18 protein-coding genes are annotated in these 18,673 nt (G+C 65.9%); 7 read left to right on the top strand and 11 right to left on the bottom strand.

Features of this window, described 5'->3' with window-relative positions; genetic code table 11:
• Positions 1 to 74: 74 nt before the first annotated feature.
• Positions 75 to 974: a LysR family transcriptional regulator gene (locus tag ACREYQ_RS07570; protein WP_432260125.1), complete on the bottom strand. Its 900-nt coding sequence runs from the start codon at positions 972 to 974 to the stop codon at positions 75 to 77.
• 148 nt (positions 975 to 1,122) lie between these two features.
• Between ACREYQ_RS07570 and ACREYQ_RS07565 the strand changes: the two genes are divergently transcribed.
• Entirely contained in the window at positions 1,123 to 1,563 is a 441-nt protein-coding gene (locus ACREYQ_RS07565) for a VOC family protein (protein WP_432260124.1), read from the top strand.
• A gap of 33 nt (positions 1,564 to 1,596) precedes the next feature.
• On the opposite strand, the gene ACREYQ_RS07560 is transcribed toward ACREYQ_RS07565, so the two are convergent.
• The gene (locus ACREYQ_RS07560) at positions 1,597 to 2,421 is read right to left on the bottom strand and encodes an IclR family transcriptional regulator (protein WP_432260123.1); all 825 of its coding nucleotides are present in this window, start codon (positions 2,419 to 2,421) and stop codon (positions 1,597 to 1,599) included.
• 321 nt (positions 2,422 to 2,742) lie between these two features.
• Here ACREYQ_RS07560 and ACREYQ_RS07555 point away from each other — a divergent pair, with 321 nt between their 5' ends.
• Together ACREYQ_RS07555 and ACREYQ_RS07550 are read left to right on the top strand one after the other, a co-directional pair.
• Positions 2,743 to 3,942 (top strand): CaiB/BaiF CoA transferase family protein, encoded by a 1,200-nt coding sequence (locus ACREYQ_RS07555; RefSeq protein ID WP_432260122.1) that lies wholly within the window; start codon positions 2,743 to 2,745, stop codon positions 3,940 to 3,942.
• Positions 3,939 to 4,823 carry a citryl-CoA lyase gene (locus tag ACREYQ_RS07550; protein ID WP_432260121.1) on the top strand — a complete coding sequence of 295 codons (885 nt, stop codon included), beginning with the start codon at positions 3,939 to 3,941 and terminating at the stop codon, positions 4,821 to 4,823. Before ACREYQ_RS07555 ends, ACREYQ_RS07550 begins: the two co-directional genes overlap by 4 nt.
• A 90-nt stretch (positions 4,824 to 4,913) precedes the next feature.
• Here ACREYQ_RS07550 and guaA read toward each other — a convergent pair whose 3' ends face one another.
• The 3 genes from guaA to guaB all read right to left on the bottom strand — a co-directional run bounded on the left by guaA (position 4,914) and on the right by guaB (position 8,819).
• On the bottom strand, positions 4,914 to 6,533 hold the full coding sequence (guaA, locus tag ACREYQ_RS07545) for a glutamine-hydrolyzing GMP synthase (RefSeq protein ID WP_432260120.1): 1,620 nt from the start codon (positions 6,531 to 6,533) through the stop codon (positions 4,914 to 4,916).
• Positions 6,508 to 7,131 carry a hypothetical protein gene (locus ACREYQ_RS07540; RefSeq protein ID WP_432260119.1) on the bottom strand — a complete coding sequence of 208 codons (624 nt, stop codon included), beginning with the start codon at positions 7,129 to 7,131 and terminating at the stop codon, positions 6,508 to 6,510. Before ACREYQ_RS07540 ends, guaA begins: the two co-directional genes overlap by 26 nt.
• A 224-nt stretch (positions 7,132 to 7,355) precedes the next feature.
• Positions 7,356 to 8,819 carry an IMP dehydrogenase gene (guaB, locus tag ACREYQ_RS07535; protein ID WP_432260118.1) on the bottom strand — a complete coding sequence of 488 codons (1,464 nt, stop codon included), beginning with the start codon at positions 8,817 to 8,819 and terminating at the stop codon, positions 7,356 to 7,358.
• A gap of 123 nt (positions 8,820 to 8,942) precedes the next feature.
• Between guaB and ACREYQ_RS07530 the strand changes: the two genes are divergently transcribed.
• On the top strand, positions 8,943 to 9,902 hold the full coding sequence (locus ACREYQ_RS07530) for a DMT family transporter (protein WP_432260117.1): 960 nt from the start codon (positions 8,943 to 8,945) through the stop codon (positions 9,900 to 9,902).
• A gap of 222 nt (positions 9,903 to 10,124) precedes the next feature.
• A complete protein-coding gene (locus ACREYQ_RS07525) occupies positions 10,125 to 10,646 on the top strand; it encodes a DUF4124 domain-containing protein (protein WP_432260116.1) in 522 nt (173 codons plus the stop codon).
• A gap of 208 nt (positions 10,647 to 10,854) precedes the next feature.
• On the opposite strand, the gene ACREYQ_RS07520 is transcribed toward ACREYQ_RS07525, so the two are convergent.
• Positions 10,855 to 11,202, bottom strand: a complete 348-nt coding sequence (locus ACREYQ_RS07520; protein ID WP_432260115.1) for an RnfH family protein — start codon at positions 11,200 to 11,202, stop codon at positions 10,855 to 10,857.
• The gene (locus tag ACREYQ_RS07515) at positions 11,189 to 11,626 is read right to left on the bottom strand and encodes a type II toxin-antitoxin system RatA family toxin (protein WP_115213002.1); all 438 of its coding nucleotides are present in this window, start codon (positions 11,624 to 11,626) and stop codon (positions 11,189 to 11,191) included. The genes ACREYQ_RS07520 and ACREYQ_RS07515 overlap by 14 nt, the downstream gene beginning before the upstream one ends.
• 178 nt (positions 11,627 to 11,804) lie before the next feature.
• Here ACREYQ_RS07515 and smpB point away from each other — a divergent pair, with 178 nt between their 5' ends.
• Entirely contained in the window at positions 11,805 to 12,257 is a 453-nt protein-coding gene (smpB, locus tag ACREYQ_RS07510) for an SsrA-binding protein SmpB (RefSeq protein ID WP_010809581.1), read from the top strand.
• Positions 12,258 to 12,377: 120 nt separating this feature from the next.
• On the opposite strand, the gene ACREYQ_RS07505 is transcribed toward smpB, so the two are convergent.
• The 3 genes from ACREYQ_RS07505 to ppsA form a co-directional block, all read right to left on the bottom strand.
• The gene (locus tag ACREYQ_RS07505) at positions 12,378 to 13,307 is read right to left on the bottom strand and encodes an SPFH domain-containing protein (RefSeq protein ID WP_432260114.1); all 930 of its coding nucleotides are present in this window, start codon (positions 13,305 to 13,307) and stop codon (positions 12,378 to 12,380) included.
• Between the two features lie 100 nt (positions 13,308 to 13,407).
• Positions 13,408 to 13,830 carry an NfeD family protein gene (locus tag ACREYQ_RS07500; protein WP_432260113.1) on the bottom strand — a complete coding sequence of 141 codons (423 nt, stop codon included), beginning with the start codon at positions 13,828 to 13,830 and terminating at the stop codon, positions 13,408 to 13,410.
• Between the two features lie 152 nt (positions 13,831 to 13,982).
• Positions 13,983 to 16,367, bottom strand: a complete 2,385-nt coding sequence (gene ppsA, locus ACREYQ_RS07495; RefSeq protein ID WP_432260112.1) for a phosphoenolpyruvate synthase — start codon at positions 16,365 to 16,367, stop codon at positions 13,983 to 13,985.
• 386 nt (positions 16,368 to 16,753) lie between these two features.
• On the opposite strand from ppsA, the gene ppsR reads away from it, so the two are divergent.
• Positions 16,754 to 17,560, top strand: coding sequence for a posphoenolpyruvate synthetase regulatory kinase/phosphorylase PpsR (gene ppsR, locus ACREYQ_RS07490; protein ID WP_432260376.1), 807 nt, complete (start codon positions 16,754 to 16,756; stop codon positions 17,558 to 17,560).
• Positions 17,561 to 17,872: 312 nt separating this feature from the next.
• Here the strand turns inward: ppsR and ACREYQ_RS07485 are convergent, their stop codons facing one another.
• A complete protein-coding gene (locus tag ACREYQ_RS07485) occupies positions 17,873 to 18,655 on the bottom strand; it encodes a TrmH family RNA methyltransferase (protein WP_432260111.1) in 783 nt (260 codons plus the stop codon).
• Between the last annotated feature and the right edge of the window lie 18 nt (positions 18,656 to 18,673).

The following is an 18,673-nucleotide window of genomic DNA, read 5'->3' as shown; positions in this document are numbered from 1 at the left end:
GAACCGGTCCCAATAGCGGCAGACAGGAGGCGCCTCTTCCCGGCACGGGTGTCGATTTGCATTTGCGCTGCAGGTCAACGCCGATCCCTTCGACCCGACGCCACCATCGCCTGCGTCGCGTCGCTGATATGGTCGGCTAGCCGGCTCGCGACTGGCTGGCGGCTGTGCCGCGCACGCTCGACCAGCCCCACTTCGCGATAGAAGGTGTCGTCGCCCAGCGGCAGTGCCGTCACGCCCGGCGGCCGCGCGCCGCCGGCCAGCATGCGGGGCAGCAGGCCCACGCCGAGCCCGCGCGCCACCAGTTGCACGATGCCTTCGAGTTCGTCGAGCTCGATGGCTTCCCGCGGCACGATTCGTTGCTTGCGCAGGAACTGGTCGACCAGCCTGCCGCCGAAAGAGGCCCGGTCATAGCGGATAAAGGGTGCCGTGGCGATTGCGTCGCGCCAGTCCATGCCGGCCTGGTCGGCGGGCACCAGCAGTTCGAAAGGCTCCGCCAGCAGCGGGCGCCACTCCAGTTCGGCCGGCAAGGCATAGGGCGGCCGGATCATGACGGCGATGTCGATCTCGCCGGCGTCGACCTGGCCGAGCAGGTTGAGCGAGACGCCGGGCACCATGCGCACACGGCACGCGGGCAGTTCGGCCCGGAACGCGGCAATGGCATCGGCCAGGAAGGTGGCTTGCGCCGAGGCGATGGCACCGATGCGCACCATGCCCGAGCCCTGGATGTCGAAGCCCTGGTGGCCGATCCGCTCGTACAGCACGACCAGCTCCTCGGCCAGCGCCAGGGTTTCGCGCCCGGCGGTGTTCAGGCGCGCCGAACGGCCGGTGCGGTCGAACAGCGCGAAACCAAGCTCTGACTCCAGCCGCTGGATCTGCGCGCTGACAGCCGACTGCGTCAGGCCAATGTGTGCGCCAGCGTTGGCGAAGGTGCCGTGGCGCGCAACGGCGATAAAGGTGCGCAGTTCTCGCAACATGCCAATTCATCAATTTTCATGGAGCTAAGGTCAAAAATATATCGCTTTTATTAATTTTTCACCATGCATAGACTCTGGTTCCAGGGCGGTGCGTGGCTGCGTGCCGCACGCCCCCCACCCCACATCCATTGCCAAGAGTCTCCACACCATGAGCGAATCCACCGCAGTCCTGCCCCCGTTCCACCTCGCCTTCCCAGTCCACAGCATCGCCAGCGCGCGCGAATTCTATGGCGAGCTGCTGGGCTGCCCCGAAGGCCGCAGCTCCGAACACTGGGTCGACTTCAATTTCTATGGCCACCAGATCGTGGCCCACCTGGCGCCGGAAGAATGCGGCCACCGCAGCACCAGCGCGGTGGACGGCGATGCCGTGCCGGTGCGCCACTTCGGCGCGGTCCTGCCGATGCACGACTGGCAGGCGGCCGCCGACAAGCTCAAGGCCGCCGGCTTGCAGTTCATCATCGAACCGCATATCCGCTTTAAGGGTGAGGTCGGCGAGCAGGCCACCATGTTCTTCCTGGACCCGTCGGGCAATGCGCTGGAGCTGAAGGCGTTTGCCAATATCGCCTCGCTGTTCGCCAAGTCAGTCTGAACAAGCGCGGCCATCGCCGTAGCCATCCTTTGGCTACAGCGCTTGCTGAGCGCTGATGGCGCCGCTGCCAAGGATCTGCTCCATTTGCAGCTTCGAAATGCCGGCATCGAAGCGCGCCCGGTTGCCGCCGAGGATCTCGGTTGCCTGCCCGGCGGCCTTCAGCAGCGTAGCCACGGCCGCGAACATGGTCGGCGCGGCGCCGAGCCTGAGCTTCGGCCCGGACAATGTCAGGGCGCCTACCAGTTCGCCCGTGGCATCGAATACAGGCGCCGAGGCAGCGGCGGTTTCGGCATCCCGCTCGCCATATGACACGGCCCAAGGGCCCTCGCGCACGTCGCGCCAGCGCTGGTCGCCGGGCTCGCTGAAGGCGAGCAGCACCTTGCCCGAGGCGCCGCGGTCGATGGGGAATTCATCGCCGACACCGATTGACACGCGCACCGCGCGCGCCGGTTCGACGCGATACAGCACGAGTCGCCGATCCCCCTGCCGGACGTAGAACGATGCGGTCTCGCCGAGTTCGCGGCTGAGTTGCTCCAGCAGATGCTCGATCACGGGGCCGACACGGAACGAGCGCTGATAGATGGCCGCCAGCCGCAGAGGCTGCGGCCCGATCGCATACTGCCCGTCCTCCAGCTTGCGGATAAAGCCACCGTGCTCCAGGGCCGCCAGCAGTCGCAGCACCGTGCTCTTGTACAGATTCGTGCGGCGCGACAGCTCCGTCAGCGTCAGGCGCTCGTCAGCCGGACCGAAGGCGCCAAGGATGGCGAAGGCGCGGTCCAGCACTGCGACACCGCTGGAACTCTCGGGTGCTGCAGCGTCAGCCCTGTCAGGCGACCCGGATACCTGGTTCTCGTCCATGGAAATGCTCCCCAACTAGTTCTGTCTAGTAGAACACAAGTCCAGGACGGTCGTAAAACGCGGGTATACCCTGCTATGCGTCGTCGATACTCGGCATTAAAGTTCCATCAAATAGAATTTAGTTCTATCTGAAAGAACCATGCGGAAGAATGTCCGAGGCAGGCGACATGGTGGCCGCGGCCAGGGCGAAGAAGGCAGCGAGCCGCGCGGCGGCTCGGCCAGGAACCTTGGCGCCATTATCCAGATCGAGAACACGCGCTGGGGCGACATCCGGCGCCAGTCCGGGCGCGTGTCGAATAAGCCACCACATCGGAAACCGTCATGCAAAAGCCCCTGCGCAATATCCGCGTGCTCGACCTCACCAACGTGCTGGCCGGGCCCTTCTGCTGCCACCAGCTTGCCCATATGGGCGCCGAGGTCATCAAGGTCGAGACCCCCGGTACCGGCGACCTGGCGCGCCAGCTCGGCGCCGATGCCGAGCTGAACCAGCGCCTGATGGGGGTGTCGTTCCTGGCGCAGAACCCCGGCAAGCAGTCGATCACCATCAACCTCAAGCACGCGCGCGGCAAGGAAGTGTTCCGCAAGCTGGTGCGCAGCGCCGATGTGGTCGTCGAGAACTTCCGGCCCGGCGTGATGGACCGGCTTGGCCTGGGCTATGAAACACTGAAGCAGGACAACCCGCGCCTGATCTACTGCGCGATCTCCGGCTTCGGCCAGGACGGACCGCTGGCGGAGCTGCCGGCCTATGACCAGATCATCCAGGGCATGGCGGGCGTGATGAGCATCACCGGCGATCCGCAGACCGCGCCGTACCGGGTCGGGTATCCGGTGTCGGACACCATCGGCGGCCTGACCGCGGCCTTTGCCGTGGCGGCATCGCTGGCGGACCACCAGCGCACCGAGGGCTATTTCATCGATGTGTCGATGCTGGAGGCCACGCTGGCCACCATGGGCTGGGTCGTGTCCAACCACCTGATCGCAGGCAAGGACCCGGTGCCGATGGGCAACGAGAACATGACCGCGAGCCCATCCGGCACCTTCCGCACCGGCGACGGCCTGCTCAATATCGCCGCCAACAAGCAGGAGCAGTTCGAGGCCGTGTGCCGCGTGGTGGGCAAGCCCGGGCTGGCCACCGACGAACGCTTTGCCCAGCGCCAGGCGCGGCTGGCCAACCGCGCTGCGCTGACCGCGGCGCTGGAAGCGGAACTGGCCAGGAAGCCGGCCACGGACTGGTGGCCGCTGCTGAACGACGCCGGCGTGCCGGCGGGCCCGGTCCTGAGCGTGCCCGACACGCTGGCGCATCCGCAGGTGCGCGACCGCGGCATGATCGGTGGCTTCGCCAATGCGCCCGGCGTCGGCCGCGACATCCGCGTGGTGCGCACCGGCTTCAAGCTCAACCGCGAAGCGCCGGCAGTCGACACACCGCCGCCCGAACTAGGCCAGCATACGCGCGAGATCCTGGGCAACCTGGGATACAGCGACGCAGATATCCACCAACTCAGCGAGGAGCGCGCGATATGAGCAGCAACATGCCCGGCATCGAGCACGACGCCAACGCCGGCGACAGCACCATGGACCCTGGCCAGCGCCTGTCGCAGGACTGGTGGCGCACCGAAATCATCGACATGCGCCCGGGCGAGATCCGCTACCGCGGCTATCCCATCGAGCAACTGATCGGCCGCGTCTCGTTCGCGCAGATGATCTGGCTGATGCTGCGCGGCGAGCTCCCCGGCCGGGGCCAGGGCGAGCTGCTCGACGCGGCGCTGATGGCTGCGGTCGACCACGGTCCGCAGGCGCCCAGCATCGCCATTGCACGCATGGCCGCGACTTGTGGTGTGGGGCTGAACAATGCGATGGCCTCGGCCGTCAACGTGCTGGGCGATGTGCATGGCGGCGCCGGCGAACAGGCGGTGGCGCTGTATGAGGACGTCGCCGGCCGCATCGACGCCGGCAGCGCGCTGGGCGATGCCGTCGCCGCCGCACTGCAGCACTATCGCGACCATCATGGCAAGTTCGTCTCGGGCTTCGGCCACCGCTTCCATCCGGTCGATCCGCGCGCTCCGCGCCTGCTCGCACTGGTGGAGCAGGCCGCGGCCGACGGCGTCGTGAACGGGCGCTACGCGGCCATCGCCCGGGCCATCGAGGACGCACTGGCGGCGGGCCGGAGCAAACCCATCCCGATGAACATCGACGGCGCCACCGCCGTCATCTACGCCGAACTCGGCTTCCGCGCGCCGCTGGCACGCGGGCTGTTCTGCCTGTCGCGCTCGGTCGGCATCCTGGCGCATGCGTGGGAGCAGACCAACCAGGGCGGCCGCAACAAGGGACCGATCCCGCGCCAGTTCCTGTGGACCTATGACGGTACGCCGCCGCGCGACATGCCCGAGATGCCGCCGCGCTAGTCCCCTGGGGAGTCATGGCAGTCCAGGGCGCAGCCAAAAGACAAGGCGCCTCGAGGGCGCCTTGCATGCCTGACTAAAAACCGCTCCACGTCACTCCCACTCAATCGTCGCCGGCGGTTTCCCCGACACGTCATACACCACCCGGTTCAAGCCACGCACTTCGTTGATGATCCGGTTCGAGCAACGGCCCAGCAGCGCATACGGCAGGTGCGCCCAGTGCGCGGTCATGAAGTCGGTGGTCTGCACCGCGCGCAGCGCGACGACGTAGTCGTAGGTACGTCCGTCGCCCATCACGCCGACAGACTTGACCGGCAGGAACACGGCGAAGGCCTGGCTGGTCAGGTCGTACCAGCTCTTGCCGACCTGGTCCGGCTCGCACAGGCCCGCGGCGGCGTCCTGTTCGGTGGCGATGGTCTTGCGCAGTTCCTCGATAAAGATGGCATCGGCGCGGCGCAGCAGGTCGGCGTAGTCACGCTTGACTTCGCCCAGGATGCGCACGCCCAGGCCGGGGCCCGGGAACGGGTGGCGGTAGACCATTTCGGGCGGCAGGCCCAGCGCCACGCCGAGTTCGCGCACTTCGTCCTTGAACAGGTCGCGCAGCGGCTCCAGCAGCTTCAGGCCCAGCGTTTCGGGCAGGCCGCCGACGTTGTGGTGGCTCTTGATGGTGGTGGCCTTCTTGGTCTTGGTGCCGCCCGATTCCACCACGTCCGGGTAGATCGTGCCCTGCGCCAGCCACTTGGCGTTGGTCAGCTTCTTCGCCTCGGCCTGGAACACTTCAACGAACTCGCGGCCGATGATCTTGCGCTTCCGCTCGGGGTCGGTGACGCCGGCCAGGTGGCCGAGGAACTGGTCGGACGCATCGACATGCACGACCTTGGCGTGCAGGCGGCCGACGAACATTTCCATTACCAGCTTGCCTTCATCCTGGCGCAGCAGGCCGTGGTCGACGAACACGCAGGTGAGCTGGTCGCCGATGGCGCGGTGGATCAGCGCTGCCGCCACGGACGAATCGACGCCGCCGGACAGGCCCAGGATGACTTCTTCATCGCCGACCTGTTCACGGATCCTGGCGACCGCTTCCTCGATATGGTCGCGCATGACCCAGTCAGGCTCGCAGCCGGCGATCTGCAGCACGAAGCGCTCCAGCATCTGGCGGCCCTTGACGGTGTGCGTGACCTCCGGGTGGAACTGCACGGCGTAGTAATGGCGCACCTCGTCGGCCATGCCGGCGATCGGGCAGCTCGGCGTGGAAGCCATCAGCTTGAAGCCCGGCGGCAGGCCGGTGACCTTGTCGCCGTGGCTCATCCAGACCTTGAGCATGCCGTGGCCTTCCGGCGTGCGGAAATCCTCGATGTCCTTGAGCAGCCCGGTATGGCCGTGGGCGCGCATTTCAGCGTAGCCGAACTCGCGCTGGTCGCTCCACTCGACCTTGCCGCCCAGTTGCACGGCCATGGTCTGCATGCCGTAGCAGATGCCCAGCACCGGCACGCCCAGGTCCCACACGGCCTGCGGCGCGCGCAGCTGGTGGTCTTCATAGGTGCTGGCGTGGCTGCCCGACAGGATGATGGCCTTGGGGGCGAACTCGCGCACGAACGCGTCGGTGACGTCGTTCGGGTGGATCTCGCAATAGACGTGCGCCTCGCGGACGCGGCGGGCGATCAGCTGCGTGACCTGCGAGCCGAAATCAAGAATGAGGATTTTGTCGTGCATGATGGGCCGATGGCGTGTCTTCCGGGACGGGCTCGGTCACGACTTCCGTGCCGGGGCCATAGCCCGGCGGCGGCGTGATGACCGGCTCGCGCCGGTATTCTGGGGTATTCGTTTGGCGCGCCGCGGGGGCGACGCCGGGTTCCTTGCGGACTTCTTTCCTGTTTTCCTGTTCCTGCAGTGCGCGTTCGGCTTTCAGCCGCCGTTCGCGGTCGCGCACGCGCCTGGAAGCGGGGATCTGCACCAGCGCAAAAAACGCCAGCACCACGGCCATCACCGGCAGCCAGATCTTGCCCGCGCCTGCCAGCGGCAAATCCATGAACACCATCCAGGCAATGATCAGGACGGCGCTGGCCAGGTTCACATAGCCGGCCGTGCGCGCCACCGGCACGGTCAGCTGGCCATTGAACGTGGCCTGCCACAGCAGCACGGCCAGGCCGACCAGCGCCACGCCCAGCAACTGCCCGAACAGGGCTGGCTGCGGCTGCGGCAACTGCAGCGCCGCGTACAGCGTGGTAAACGGGGACAACAACAGCAGGATGCCCAGCAGCAGATCCACCAGGGCATCGAAAAACAGCACGGCTCGCAGCAATACCTTCATTGGCGCTCCTCGTCATGGGCCCGGCCAATGGTGCGGCTGGCTGGTGCGGCCCACTTCTGGCAGCCCATTTCTGGCAGCCCACTGTCAGGCAATACCGGCCTGGCGAGCGGCCGGACCGGATGGCATTCCGGTCTGGCGAAGGCGCCGCCCGCTGTAGTGCGCCCTCGCCCCGACGATCTCGCGGCCGCGCACCGCCGCGAGGCGACGGGCGCAACCGCTGCGCGTCAGTCGATATGGTAGTTCGGCGCTTCCTTGGTGATCTGCACGTCGTGCACGTGCGATTCACGCATGCCGGCTGCCGTGATCTGGACGAACTGGGCGCTCTCGTGCCAGTCGGCAATCGACTGGCTGCCGCAATAGCCCATCGAGGCACGCACGCCGCCGGTCAGCTGGTGGATGATCGCCATCACCGAGCCCTTGTACGGCACGCGCCCTTCAATCCCTTCGGGAACCAGCTTGTCGACGTTGGCGGTGTTGTCTTCCTGGAAGTAGCGGTCGGCTGCGCCATCCTTCATCGCACCCACCGAACCCATGCCGCGGTAGCTCTTGAACGAACGGCCCTGGAACAGGAACGTTTCGCCCGGCGCTTCCTCGGTGCCCGAGAACATGCCGCCCATCATCACGGTGTGGGCGCCGGCCGCCAGGGCCTTGGCCACGTCGCCGGAGTAGCGCACGCCGCCGTCCGCGATCAGCGGCACACCGGTGCCCTTGAGGGCTTCCGCCACGTTGGAAACCGCCGTGATCTGGGGCACGCCGACGCCGGCAACGATACGCGTGGTGCAGATCGAGCCCGGGCCGATACCGACCTTGACGCCGTCGGCGCCATGCTCGACCAGCGCACGCGCCGCATCGCCGGTGGCGATATTGCCGCCAACCACTTGCACCTGCGGGAAGTTCTGCTTGACCCAGCGCACGCGGTCCAGCACGCCCTGGCTGTGACCATGTGCGGTGTCAACCACAATCACATCGACGCCGGCCTTGACCAGCAGTTCCACGCGCTCGTCGTTGTCCGGGCCCACGCCGACTGCGGCGCCTACGCGCAGCTGGCCGTGATCGTCCTTGCTGGCCAGTGGATTGTCCACGGCCTTCTGGATGTCTTTCACCGTGATCAGGCCGCGCAGCTCGAAGGCCTGGTTGACCACCAGCACGCGCTCAAGGCGGTGGCGGTTCATCAGGCGCTTGGCTTCTTCCAGCGGCGCGCCTTCGGCCACGGTCACCAGCTTTTCGCGGGGCGTCATCTTGGCGCGCACAGGGGCGTCGAGCTCTTCCTCGAAACGCAGGTCGCGGTTGGTGATGATGCCGACCACGGCCTTGCCTTCCAGCACCGGGAAGCCGGAAATACCGTGTTGCTGCGACAGGGCCATCACATCGCGGATCTTCATGTCCGGCGAAATGGTGATCGGATCACGCAGCACGCCCGATTCATAGCGCTTGACGCGCGCGACTTCGCGGGCCTGGTCGGCTGGCTTCAGGTTCTTGTGGACGATGCCGATACCGCCGGCCTGCGCCATGGCGATCGCCAGGCGGGCTTCCGTCACTGTGTCCATCGCCGCGGATACCAGCGGGATGTTCAGTGCAATGGAGCGGGTCAGGCTGGTGCGGAGGGAGACATCCCGGGGGAGGACGGCCGAATAGGCCGGGACGAGCAGCACGTCATCGAATGTGAGTGCTTTCTGGACAAGACGCATAGCAAATCCTCTAGGCGCAAAACCGAATTATACAGGAATGCGCGCCTTGCTGATGCACTGCAACGGTCTTTCCCACGTGCCGTCTGCTATGCTCGTCGTCTTTTTCCACGGGCGAAGCGGAGCATGGGAATCGGCGTATTGTGCGGGCTGCTGGCAGGCGCCTTCTGGGGCATGGTCTTTATCGCCCCCAAGCTGCTGCCCGTGTTTTCGCCGTGGGAGCTGGCCATCGGCCGCTACCTGGCCTACGGGCTGGTCGCTTTCGTGGCCGCCCTGCCGCTGATGACGCGCATCGCCCGCAAGCTGACCCGGGCCGACTGCGTGGCGCTGCTGCGCCAGGCCTTTACCGGCAACCTGCTCTACTACGTGCTGCTGGCCTTCGGCGTGCAGCTTGCCGGGGTGGGCCCGACCTCGCTGATCATCGGCATCCTGCCGATCTCGGTCACCATCATGGGCCGGCGCGACCACGGCGCGGTGCCGCTGGCACGGCTGGTGTGGCCGCTGCTGGTGGTGGCCGCGGGCATCGCCTGCATCAATATCGACCTGTTCGGCGGCGGCCAGAGCGCTCATGCGGCGGCCGCCGGCGCGGCAGCGCGGCCGGTCTGGCAAAAGCTTGCCGGGGTCTGCTGCGCGGCCGGCGCGCTGGTCTGCTGGACACTCTACGCGGTGGACAACGCGCGCTACCTGCAGCGCAACCCGCACTACAGCGGCAATGAATGGTCGGCGCTGTACGGCTTGTCGACCGGCGCGGTATCGGCGGTGCTTGCCGGGCTCGGCTGGCTGCTGGCGGGCGACACCCTGACCGCAGCCGACAGCGGCCGCGACTGGCAGTGGTTCTGGATGGTCAATGCCGCGGTGGCACTGGGCGCGTCGCTGATCGGCAACAATCTGTGGAATATCGCCAGCCGGCGCCTGCCGCTGACGCTGTCGGGCCAGATGATCGTGTTCGAGACACTGTTCGCGCTGGCGTATGGCTTTGTCTTCGACCACCGCTGGCCGCGGCCGCTGGAAATCGCCGCCATTGTGTTGCTGATGGCCGGCGTGGCCTGGTCCGTGCGCTTGCACGCGACCGACAAGTCTGCGTAGACTAGCGATCGATAGCGGATAGCGCGGGGGGTCACACGCGCCACGAAAAACAACAGACAAGAGCATTACCCAGGGTCAAACCGGCGCTACGCACCTGGTATCAGGAGCGCGCCAAGCCATCGCCGCGACTGTCCTGCCGCGGCATCGCCATGCGCGCAGCCGGCGGCCCAGCACAATCCCAGCCGCACCAGTTACCTCCGAGTCACTTTAAGACGCCTCGCCATGAAACGATCGTCCGCGCTGTGCCTGCTTGCCGCCGTCACCGTCGCCGTTCCCGTCCCGGCCCTTGCCTACTGGCAATGGCGCGACGCCAACGGCCGCATGGTTTACAGCGACGTGCCGCCGCCGGCGGAGGCAGCCAGGGTGCTGCGCGCGCCAGGCCGCTCTGCCGGCGAGTTCCGGCCAGTGGACGCCGCCAGCGCCCCGACGGCAGCCCCTGCCGCCCCGGCGCCGGCAAAAGCCTCGGGAAAGCCCGCGGCAGCCCCGGCACCGACGGCCGAAGAAGCCTTCCGCAAGCGCCGCGAGGCCAGCCTGAAAGCCGCCGCCGAGGAGGCCCGCAAAGAAAGCGAGGCAGCCGAGCGCGAGGCCCGCTGCGCGCAGATGCGCAATTACGCCTATGGCCTGCAGCAAGGCATGCGCGCGGCTGTCGCGGGCCCGGACGGCTCGCTGCAGCGCCTGACCAGCGAACAGCGCGAGGCCGAGATCCTCAAGACCAACGCCAGTCTCGAGCAGAACTGCAACTGAAGCCAAAGAAAAACGGGGTGCATGTACTAATGCTGTTCCGTTGAGGTATCAAACGCTACTGTCATTCCCGCGCAGGCGGGAATCCAGCGTCTTTCACGTCCCCTTTGGGGATGACGTCACTGGGTTCCCGCCTGCGCGGGAACGACGGTGGTTAACTGAACGGCATTAGGGCGCATGCACCCCGTTTGCCGTGGCCGGCAAGCTCGGCTCAGCCGCTGCCGCGCAACCATTTCTGGCCTTCGCGGGTGCCGCCCGCGCGCTGCTTCTGCACCCGCTTGCGGCGCGCCTGCTTGGGATCGGCCGTCAGCGGCCGGTAAACCTCGACGCGGTCGCCGTCACGCACCACCGTCTCCGGCGTCTTGAGCTTGCCGAAGATGCCAACCCGCATGGTGGACGGGTCCACCTCCGGACAGGCCTGCTGCAGCCCGGAACCGACGATGGCCGCGGCGATCGTGGTTCCCGCGGGCACGTCGATCTCTTTCAGGAAGACGGTATCCGGCCGCGCATAACAGACCGCAACATGCACCGTCCCCGCGCTGGCCTCAGTTGGTGCCATACACCACCTCGGCCCGCTTGACGAAGGCATCGACGAAGGTATTGGCGATCATGCTGAAGACCGGGCCGATGATCTTTTCCAGCAGCAGGCTGGAAAACTCATAGTGCAGGTGGAATTCGATCTTGCAGGCGTCTTCGCGCAGCGGCGTGAAGCGCCACGCGCCGTTGAAGGTCTTGAACGGGCCGTCGGCAAAGGTCATGTCGATGCGCGTGGGGCGTTCCTGCGTATTGCGGGTGTGGAAGAACTGCTGGATGCCCTTGAAGTGGATATGGATCTTGGCATCGAGCATGGTATCGGTCTGCTCGAACACCTCCACGCCGCCGCACCATGGAAGGAACTTGGGATAGTCCTCCACGCGCGTGACCAAGTCGTACATCTGCGCGGCGGAGTGGCCGAGCAGTACGGATTTATGGACGTCTGCCATGTATGGGGAAATCTGGCTTGCGGCCATGCTGCGCGCGATGCGCGGCAGGCATGCGCCGGTGCCGGGGCTGGTTTGCTAGAATCCCGATTTTAGCCGACACGCGCGCCCCGCGGCATTCCGCCATGTGGCGCTGCAGCGAATCGGCCGAATTCCACCCTACCGCACCCCACCCGCACGCATGACCATTGCAGATAACAAAAAAGCCTTCTTCGACTACTTCATCGAGGAACGCTATGAGGCCGGGATCGTGCTGGAAGGCTGGGAGGTCAAGGCGATCCGCGCCGGGCGGGTGCAGATCAAGGAAGGCTACGTGGTGGTGCGCGACGCCGAGATGTTCCTGATCGGCGCCCATATCAGCCCGCTGCAAAGCGCCTCCACCCACGTCAATCCCGACCCGGTGCGCACCCGCAAGCTACTGCTCAAGGCCGACGAGATCAAGAAGCTGATCGGCAAGGTCGAGCAGCGCGGCTATACGCTGGTGCCGCTGAACCTGCACTACACGCGCGGCCGCGTCAAATGCGAGATCGGCCTGGCCAAGGGCAAGAAGCAGTTCGACAAGCGCGAGACCGAGAAGCAGCGCGACTGGCAGCGCGAGAAGGCCCGCATCATGAAGGGCGACGCCAAGGACTAAGCAAATTTCCACCGTCGTTCCCGCGAAGGCGGGAACCCAGTGACTTTCAAAGACGCTGGATTGCCGCCTGCGCGGGAATGACGGTGGTTATCTGGGCCCGCATCACTACAGCCGCCGCCCTCAGGCAGCCTTCTGCCCCTTCACGATCTGCAGGGCGGACGCGATCATGCTGCTCATCTCGCCCATATTGCCCGGCACGATCAGCGTATTGCCCTGCTTGGCCAGGTTGCCGAAGGCGGCCACGTATTCCTCGGCCACCTTCAGGTTGACCGCATCCATGCCGCCTTCCGTGCGGATCGCGTTGCCGACCTTCTGGATGGCCTGGGCATTCGCCTCGGCCACTGCGAGGATCGCGGCCGCCTCGCCCTGCGCCTTGTTGATCGCGGCCTGCCGCTCGCCCTCCGACTTCTGGATCGCTGCCTCGCGCGCACCCGTGGCCAGGTTGATCTGCTCCTGGCGCTTGCCCTCCGATGCCGCGATCAGCGCGCGCTTCTCGCGCTCGGCGGTGATCTGCGCCTGCATCGCATGCAGGATCTCCTTGGGCGGGGTCAGGTCCTTGATCTCGTAGCGCAGCACCTTGACGCCCCAGTTGGAGGCCGCTTCATCCAGGGCGTTGACCACGCTGTGGTTGATGAACTCGCGCTCCTCGAAGGTCTTGTCCAGCTCCAGCTTGCCGATCACCGAGCGCAGCGTGGTCTGCGACAGCTGCGTGATGGCCACCACGAAGTTGCTGGAGCCATACGATGCCTTCATCGGGTCCGTGACCTGAAAATACAGCACGCCGTCGACCTGCAGCTGCGTGTTGTCCTTGGTGATGCAGACCTGGCTGGGCACATCCAGCGGGATTTCCTTGAGCACGTGCTTGTAGGCGACGCGGTCCACGAACGGCACCACGATCGACAGCCCCGGCGTCAGCGTGGCGTGGTAGCGGCCCAGGCGCTCCAGCACCCAGGCATGCTGCTGCGGCACGATCTTGATGCCCCTGGCAATCAGCACGATAACGGCGATGAGGATGATCAGCGGCAGCAAACCAAGCTGAGATGCGAGCATGTAACGACCCTCCAGACAGAACACAGCAGGACGGAGCCGCCAGGCGGCGGCAGGCGGATCGCAGCGCGGCAATTGCCGCGCTGCGCAACAAGAACCGGTTTCAGCGGGGAGATACCACCAGCGTGCTGCCGCGCACCGCAACGATGCGGTAGCGGCCCGGCGCGGCGGCGCAATCGGGCGCCAGCTCGACGTTCCAGTCCGCGCCGCGGTATGGCACGCGGGCGCACCGGTTGACGTCCCAGGCCGCTACGTCGAGCTCCTGGCCGATATCGATATTGACGTCGGGATCGGAGGCGGCAGTGCCGCGCCGCAGCTTGCCGAAGCGCGTGCGGCGCAGCCCGGCGATCAGCACCGCCGCGACCAGGGCCGCGACCAGCGTCTGCGCGCCCGGCGACAGGCCCAGCAAGGCCCCCACCCCGCCGGCGGCCAGCCCCACCGCCACCATCAGCAGGTAAAAGGTGCCGGTGTTCAGCTCGACGATCACCAGCGCGACCGCTGCCACGAACCAGATGTAGTACGCCATCCAAGCTCCCGTTCGTCCAGAGACATCCCGAAAAGCAAAAACCCCGCAGCGCCTGGTAGCGTCTGCGGGGCAGTAGCAACACCTGACGCAGGGCCGGTGCCTGCCGGCTGCCAGAAGGCGCCGGCAATGTCGTTATTGTGACGTCAAATGCTTCAGGAAGCCAGCTTTTGCCAGGTCTCGACCACCGAGTCCGGATTCAGCGAGATCGACTTGATGCCTTCCTTGGTCAGCCACTCGGCAAAGTCCGGATGGTCCGAAGGACCCTGGCCGCAGATGCCGACATACTTGCCCAGGCGGATGCACGCCTCGATGGCGCGCGACAGCATGAAGCGCACCGCCGGGTCGCGCTCGTCGAAGTCCTTGGCCAGCAGCTCCATGCCCGAGTCGCGGTCCAGGCCCAGCGTCAGCTGGGTCAGGTCGTTCGAGCCGATCGAGAAGCCGTCGAAGTACTGCAGGAACTCTTCGGCCAGGATCGCGTTGGACGGCACTTCGCACATCATGATGATGCGCAGGCCGTTCTCGCCGCGCTTCAGGCCGTGCCTGGCCAGCAGCTCGATGACCTTGGCAGCCTGGCCGAGCGTACGCACGAACGGCACCATGATCTCGACGTTGGTCAGGCCCATTTCGTCGCGCACGCGCTTCATGGCCTTGCATTCCATCTCGAACGCTTCGGCGAAGTCGTCGGCGATGTAGCGCGAGGCGCCGCGGAAGCCCAGCATCGGGTTTTCTTCGTCCGGCTCGTAGCGCGAGCCGCCGATCAGCTTCTTGTACTCGTTGGACTTGAAGTCCGACAGGCGCACGATCACGGGCTTGGGGTAGAAGGCCGCGCCGATGGTGGCGATGCCCTCGGCCAGCTTGTCGACGTAGAACGCACGCGGGCTGGCATGGCCGCGGGCCACGCTTTCCACGGCCTTCTTCAGGTCGGCATCGACTTGCGGGTAGTCGAGGATGGCCTTCGGGTGGACGCCGATGTTGTTGTTGATGATGAATTCCAGGCGGGCCAGGCCGACGCCGCAGTTCGGGATCTGCGCGAAGTCGAACGCCAGCTGCGGGTTGCCCACGTTCATCATCAGCTTGACGTCGATTTCCGGCATGTCGCCACGCTGGACTTCGGTCACTTCGGTTTCCAGCAGGCCGTCATAGATGCGGCCTTCGTCGCCTTCGGCGCACGACACCGTCACCAGGGTGCCGTCCTTGAGCATGTCGGTGGCGTCGCCGCAGCCGACCACGGCCGGCACGCCCAGTTCACGCGCGATGATGGCCGCGTGGCAGGTACGGCCGCCACGGTTGGTAACGATGGCCGAGGCACGCTTCATCACCGGCTCCCAGTTCGGGTCGGTCATGTCGGCCACCAGCACGTCGCCGGGCTGCACGCGTTCCATCTCGGACGGGTCGTTGATCACGCGCACCGGGCCGGTGCCGATCTTCTGGCCGATGGCGCGGCCGCTGGTCAGCACGGGGGCGGTGCCCTTGAGCCTGAAGCGCAGTTCGGCTTTGCCGGCGGACTGGCTCTTCACCGTTTCCGGGCGGGCCTGCAGGATGTAGATCTTGCCGTCCTTGCCGTCCTTGCCCCACTCGATGTCCATCGGGCGGCCATAGTGCTTCTCGATGATCATCGCGTACCTGGCCAGCTCGGTCACGTCGGCGTCGGTGATCGAGTAGCGGTTGCGCAGTTCGCCCGGCACGTCGACGGTCTTCACGCGGCCGGCTTCGCCCGGCTTGGTGAATTCCATCTTGATCAGCTTGGAGCCGATCGAGCGGCGGATGATCGGATACTGGCCGGCTTGCAGCGTCGGCTTGAAGACGTAGAACTCATCCGGGTTGACCGCGCCCTGCACCACCGTTTCGCCCAGGCCGTAGCTGGAGGTGATGAAGACCACGTCGGGGAAGCCGGATTCGGTGTCGATGGTGAACATCACGCCCGAAGCGGCCAGGTCCGAACGGACCATGCGCTGGATACCGGCCGACAGCGCCACCACGTCGTGGGCGAAGCCCTTGTGCACGCGGTAGGAAATGGCGCGGTCGTTGTACAGCGAGGCGAACACGTGCTTGATCTTGTCGAGCACGTCGTCGATGCCGCTGACGTTCAGGTAGGACTCCTGCTGGCCGGCGAACGAGGCGTCGGGCAGGTCTTCGGCGGTCGCCGACGAACGTACCGCGAACGAGGCTTCGGCGCCTTCGCGCTCGGCCACGCGGGCGTACGATTCACGGATTTCCTGTTCCAGGCGCGGCTGGAACGGCGCGCTGGCGACCCAGCCGCGGATCTCGGCCCCGGCCTCGGCCAGGGCCTTGACGTCGTCGACGTTCAGGGTCTTCAGGCGCTGGGAGATGCGCTCGGTCAGATTGTTGTGGGCAAGGAAGTCGCGGAAGGCGAGCGCGGTGGTGGCAAAGCCGCCGGGAACCCGGACGCCGGCTTCCGCCAGCTGGGAGATCATCTCGCCCAGCGACGAATTCTTGCCGCCGACGATTTCCACGTCAGCCATGCGCAACTGCTCGAACGGCAGCACATAGGCGCCGTTATCTGCCTGGTTAGTCATGAGAGCCTCAAAACAAAGTAGAAAACTTGTCGCGCGTGACCGGTATGTTCTTGGTGTTCTGTTCCCGGACTGATCGCTTGGCTAAGCAACCCCGAACTGGCGCTACGGCTCTCATCGCGTAGCGCGCATTGTTGACAATTCCGGGCCCGCATTGTTGCACCGGCGGGCACCCAGCGGAATTGCTTAGCGAAAAGATCGCCGCTATTCTACCGTGCTGCGCCGCACTTTTCTGCGGAAGATTGAATCTATTTAATAATTGCGCCATCCCCATGTGCGCCATCCCCATGTCCCTGCCAGAAGCGCCCGGAACGGCGACACCCGGGCCTCAGCCTGAATCCCCTCCCGCTCCCGCGCCCCATGCCAGCGAGCGTCCCGCGATCCGCACCGTGTTCATCGTCTCGGATGGCACCGGCATCACGGCGGAGACCTTCAGCCACTCCATCCTGGCCCAGTTCGAGATGCGCTTCCGCAAGGTGCGCATGCCCTTCGTCGATACCCCGGAAAAGGCACATATCGCCGTCGGCAAGATCAACGAAGCGTTCCACAACGAAGGCGTGCCGCCCATTGTCTTCACCACCCTGGTCAACCAGGAAGCGAACAAGGCACTGCGCCGCGCCAAGGCGATGATCCTGGACATGTTCCAGACCTTCATCGAACCGCTCGAGAAAGAACTGGGCCTGAAGTCCACCCATGCCATCGGCCGTTTCCACCAGAATGCGGACACCGAGGCCTACAAGAACCGGATCGAGGCGATCAACTTCTCGCTGGCCCATGATGACGGCCAGTCACACAAGAACCTGGAAGAAGCGGATGTGATCCTGGTGGGCGTGTCGCGCAGCGGCAAGACCCCGACCAGCCTCTACCTGGCCATGCAATACGGGCTGAAGGCAGCCAATTACCCGCTGATTCCCGACGATTTCGAACGCGGCAAGCTGCCGTCGGCACTGTATGCGTTCAAGTCAAAGATCTTCGGGTTGTCGATCGATCCGCAACGCCTGACCGAGATCCGCAACGAGCGCCGCCCCGGCAGCAAGTATGCTGCGCTGGAGAACTGCCGCTACGAGGTCAACGAGGCCGAGGCGATGATGCGGCGCGAAGGCATCAAGTGGCTGTCTTCGACGCACAAGTCGATCGAGGAGATCGCGACCACGATCCTGCAGGAGATCAAGGTCGATCGCGACAATAACTATTAAAAAAAAAGCGGCCGCCGGGTAGGGCCGCTCAGAAGCCGTATTGAGGACAAGCGGGGCCATCCCTGGGGAGTGGTCCCGTTTGTTTTTTCCGATGCCGGAATCAGGTGTCGTTCAGTGAGCGAATGCGCTCTTGACGGGAATTCGCAACGATCGTGCCTGCCGGGCGCAGGCGCAGCATTGCGCACCGCGCCGGGCTGGCGTGATGCCAACGCCGCCAGGCGAGCGACGTGGTGTTGGCCGGGGCCGTTCACCCGCGCCCAAAGGGATGGCGCCGGACCAACACCGGCGCGCGGTCTCGCAGCCGGCGTCGCTTCAGCCGGCGCGCCGCTGGCGTACTGCCTCGAACAGGCAGATCGCGGTCGCTGCGGCCACATTCAGCGACTCCAGCCCACCGGGTTGCGGGATGCCGACCTTGCGCGTGACATGCGCCATCCAGCCATCGCTGACCCCTGCCCCTTCGTTTCCAACCACCCAGGCCACCGGCCCGCGCAGGTCGGTATCGAATACGGCCGCATCCGCGTGCGACGACGTCGCCAGCAGCGGCACTGCCAGACGCGGCGCCAGCGACTCCAGCGTGCAGTGCTCGACGATATTCAGGTGGAAGTTCGCGCCCATGCCGGCGCGCAGGGTCTTGACCGACCATGCAAAGGCGCACCCCGTGGCCAGGAAAGCATGGCGGATGCCCGCCGCGGCGGCGCTGCGCAGGATCGAGCCGACGTTGCCCGCGTCCTGCACACCATCCAGGATGATGCAATCTTCTTCAATCCGCGCCGGCAGGTGGCCGACCGGGGTCTCGATCACCAGCATCAGGTCGATGCCATTGACCACGCCGCTGATCTGCGTAAATAACGTATCGGCCAGCACCACCACGCGCTCGGCGTCAACCTGCGCCAGCAGCGGCGCCACTTCGGCGTGGTCGTAGTGGCGCTCCGACACTATGCAGGTGACGGGCTGGCCGCGCGCGGCCACGTAGGCCTGCGCCAGGTGCACGCCGTCCAGCAGCGACTGGCCGGCCTTGCGGCGCTGGTGCGTGGAACCGGCAAGTGCCTTCAGGTGCTTGAACAGCGCGTTGTCGCGCGAGGTGACGTGCTTCACGATGCGGAGAGGGTCAGG

This window comes from Cupriavidus sp. TMH.W2 (assembly GCF_050847365.1).
GTDB lineage: Bacteria > Pseudomonadota > Gammaproteobacteria > Burkholderiales > Burkholderiaceae > Cupriavidus.
Note: the sequence above shows the minus strand (reverse complement) of the source record. Positions and strands in the feature narration are given on the sequence as shown.

Excerpts from the sequence above, each read along its gene's own strand:
- ACREYQ_RS07570 (WP_432260125.1), bottom strand. The coding sequence starts at position 974 with ATGTTGCGAGAACTGCGCACCTTTATCGCCGTTGCGCGCCACGGCACC.
- ACREYQ_RS07565 (WP_432260124.1), top strand. The coding sequence starts at position 1,123 with ATGAGCGAATCCACCGCAGTCCTGCCCCCGTTCCACCTCGCCTTCCCA.
- ACREYQ_RS07560 (WP_432260123.1), bottom strand. The coding sequence starts at position 2,421 with ATGGACGAGAACCAGGTATCCGGGTCGCCTGACAGGGCTGACGCTGCA.
- ACREYQ_RS07555 (WP_432260122.1), top strand. The coding sequence starts at position 2,743 with ATGCAAAAGCCCCTGCGCAATATCCGCGTGCTCGACCTCACCAACGTG.
- ACREYQ_RS07550 (WP_432260121.1), top strand. The coding sequence starts at position 3,939 with ATGAGCAGCAACATGCCCGGCATCGAGCACGACGCCAACGCCGGCGAC.
- guaA (WP_432260120.1), bottom strand. The coding sequence starts at position 6,533 with ATGCACGACAAAATCCTCATTCTTGATTTCGGCTCGCAGGTCACGCAG.
- ACREYQ_RS07540 (WP_432260119.1), bottom strand. The coding sequence starts at position 7,131 with ATGAAGGTATTGCTGCGAGCCGTGCTGTTTTTCGATGCCCTGGTGGAT.
- guaB (WP_432260118.1), bottom strand. The coding sequence starts at position 8,819 with ATGCGTCTTGTCCAGAAAGCACTCACATTCGATGACGTGCTGCTCGTC.
- ACREYQ_RS07530 (WP_432260117.1), top strand. The coding sequence starts at position 8,943 with ATGGGAATCGGCGTATTGTGCGGGCTGCTGGCAGGCGCCTTCTGGGGC.
- ACREYQ_RS07525 (WP_432260116.1), top strand. The coding sequence starts at position 10,125 with ATGAAACGATCGTCCGCGCTGTGCCTGCTTGCCGCCGTCACCGTCGCC.
- ACREYQ_RS07520 (WP_432260115.1), bottom strand. The coding sequence starts at position 11,202 with ATGGCACCAACTGAGGCCAGCGCGGGGACGGTGCATGTTGCGGTCTGT.
- ACREYQ_RS07515 (WP_115213002.1), bottom strand. The coding sequence starts at position 11,626 with ATGGCAGACGTCCATAAATCCGTACTGCTCGGCCACTCCGCCGCGCAG.
- smpB (WP_010809581.1), top strand. The coding sequence starts at position 11,805 with ATGACCATTGCAGATAACAAAAAAGCCTTCTTCGACTACTTCATCGAG.
- ACREYQ_RS07505 (WP_432260114.1), bottom strand. The coding sequence starts at position 13,307 with ATGCTCGCATCTCAGCTTGGTTTGCTGCCGCTGATCATCCTCATCGCC.
- ACREYQ_RS07500 (WP_432260113.1), bottom strand. The coding sequence starts at position 13,830 with ATGGCGTACTACATCTGGTTCGTGGCAGCGGTCGCGCTGGTGATCGTC.
- ppsA (WP_432260112.1), bottom strand. The coding sequence starts at position 16,367 with ATGACTAACCAGGCAGATAACGGCGCCTATGTGCTGCCGTTCGAGCAG.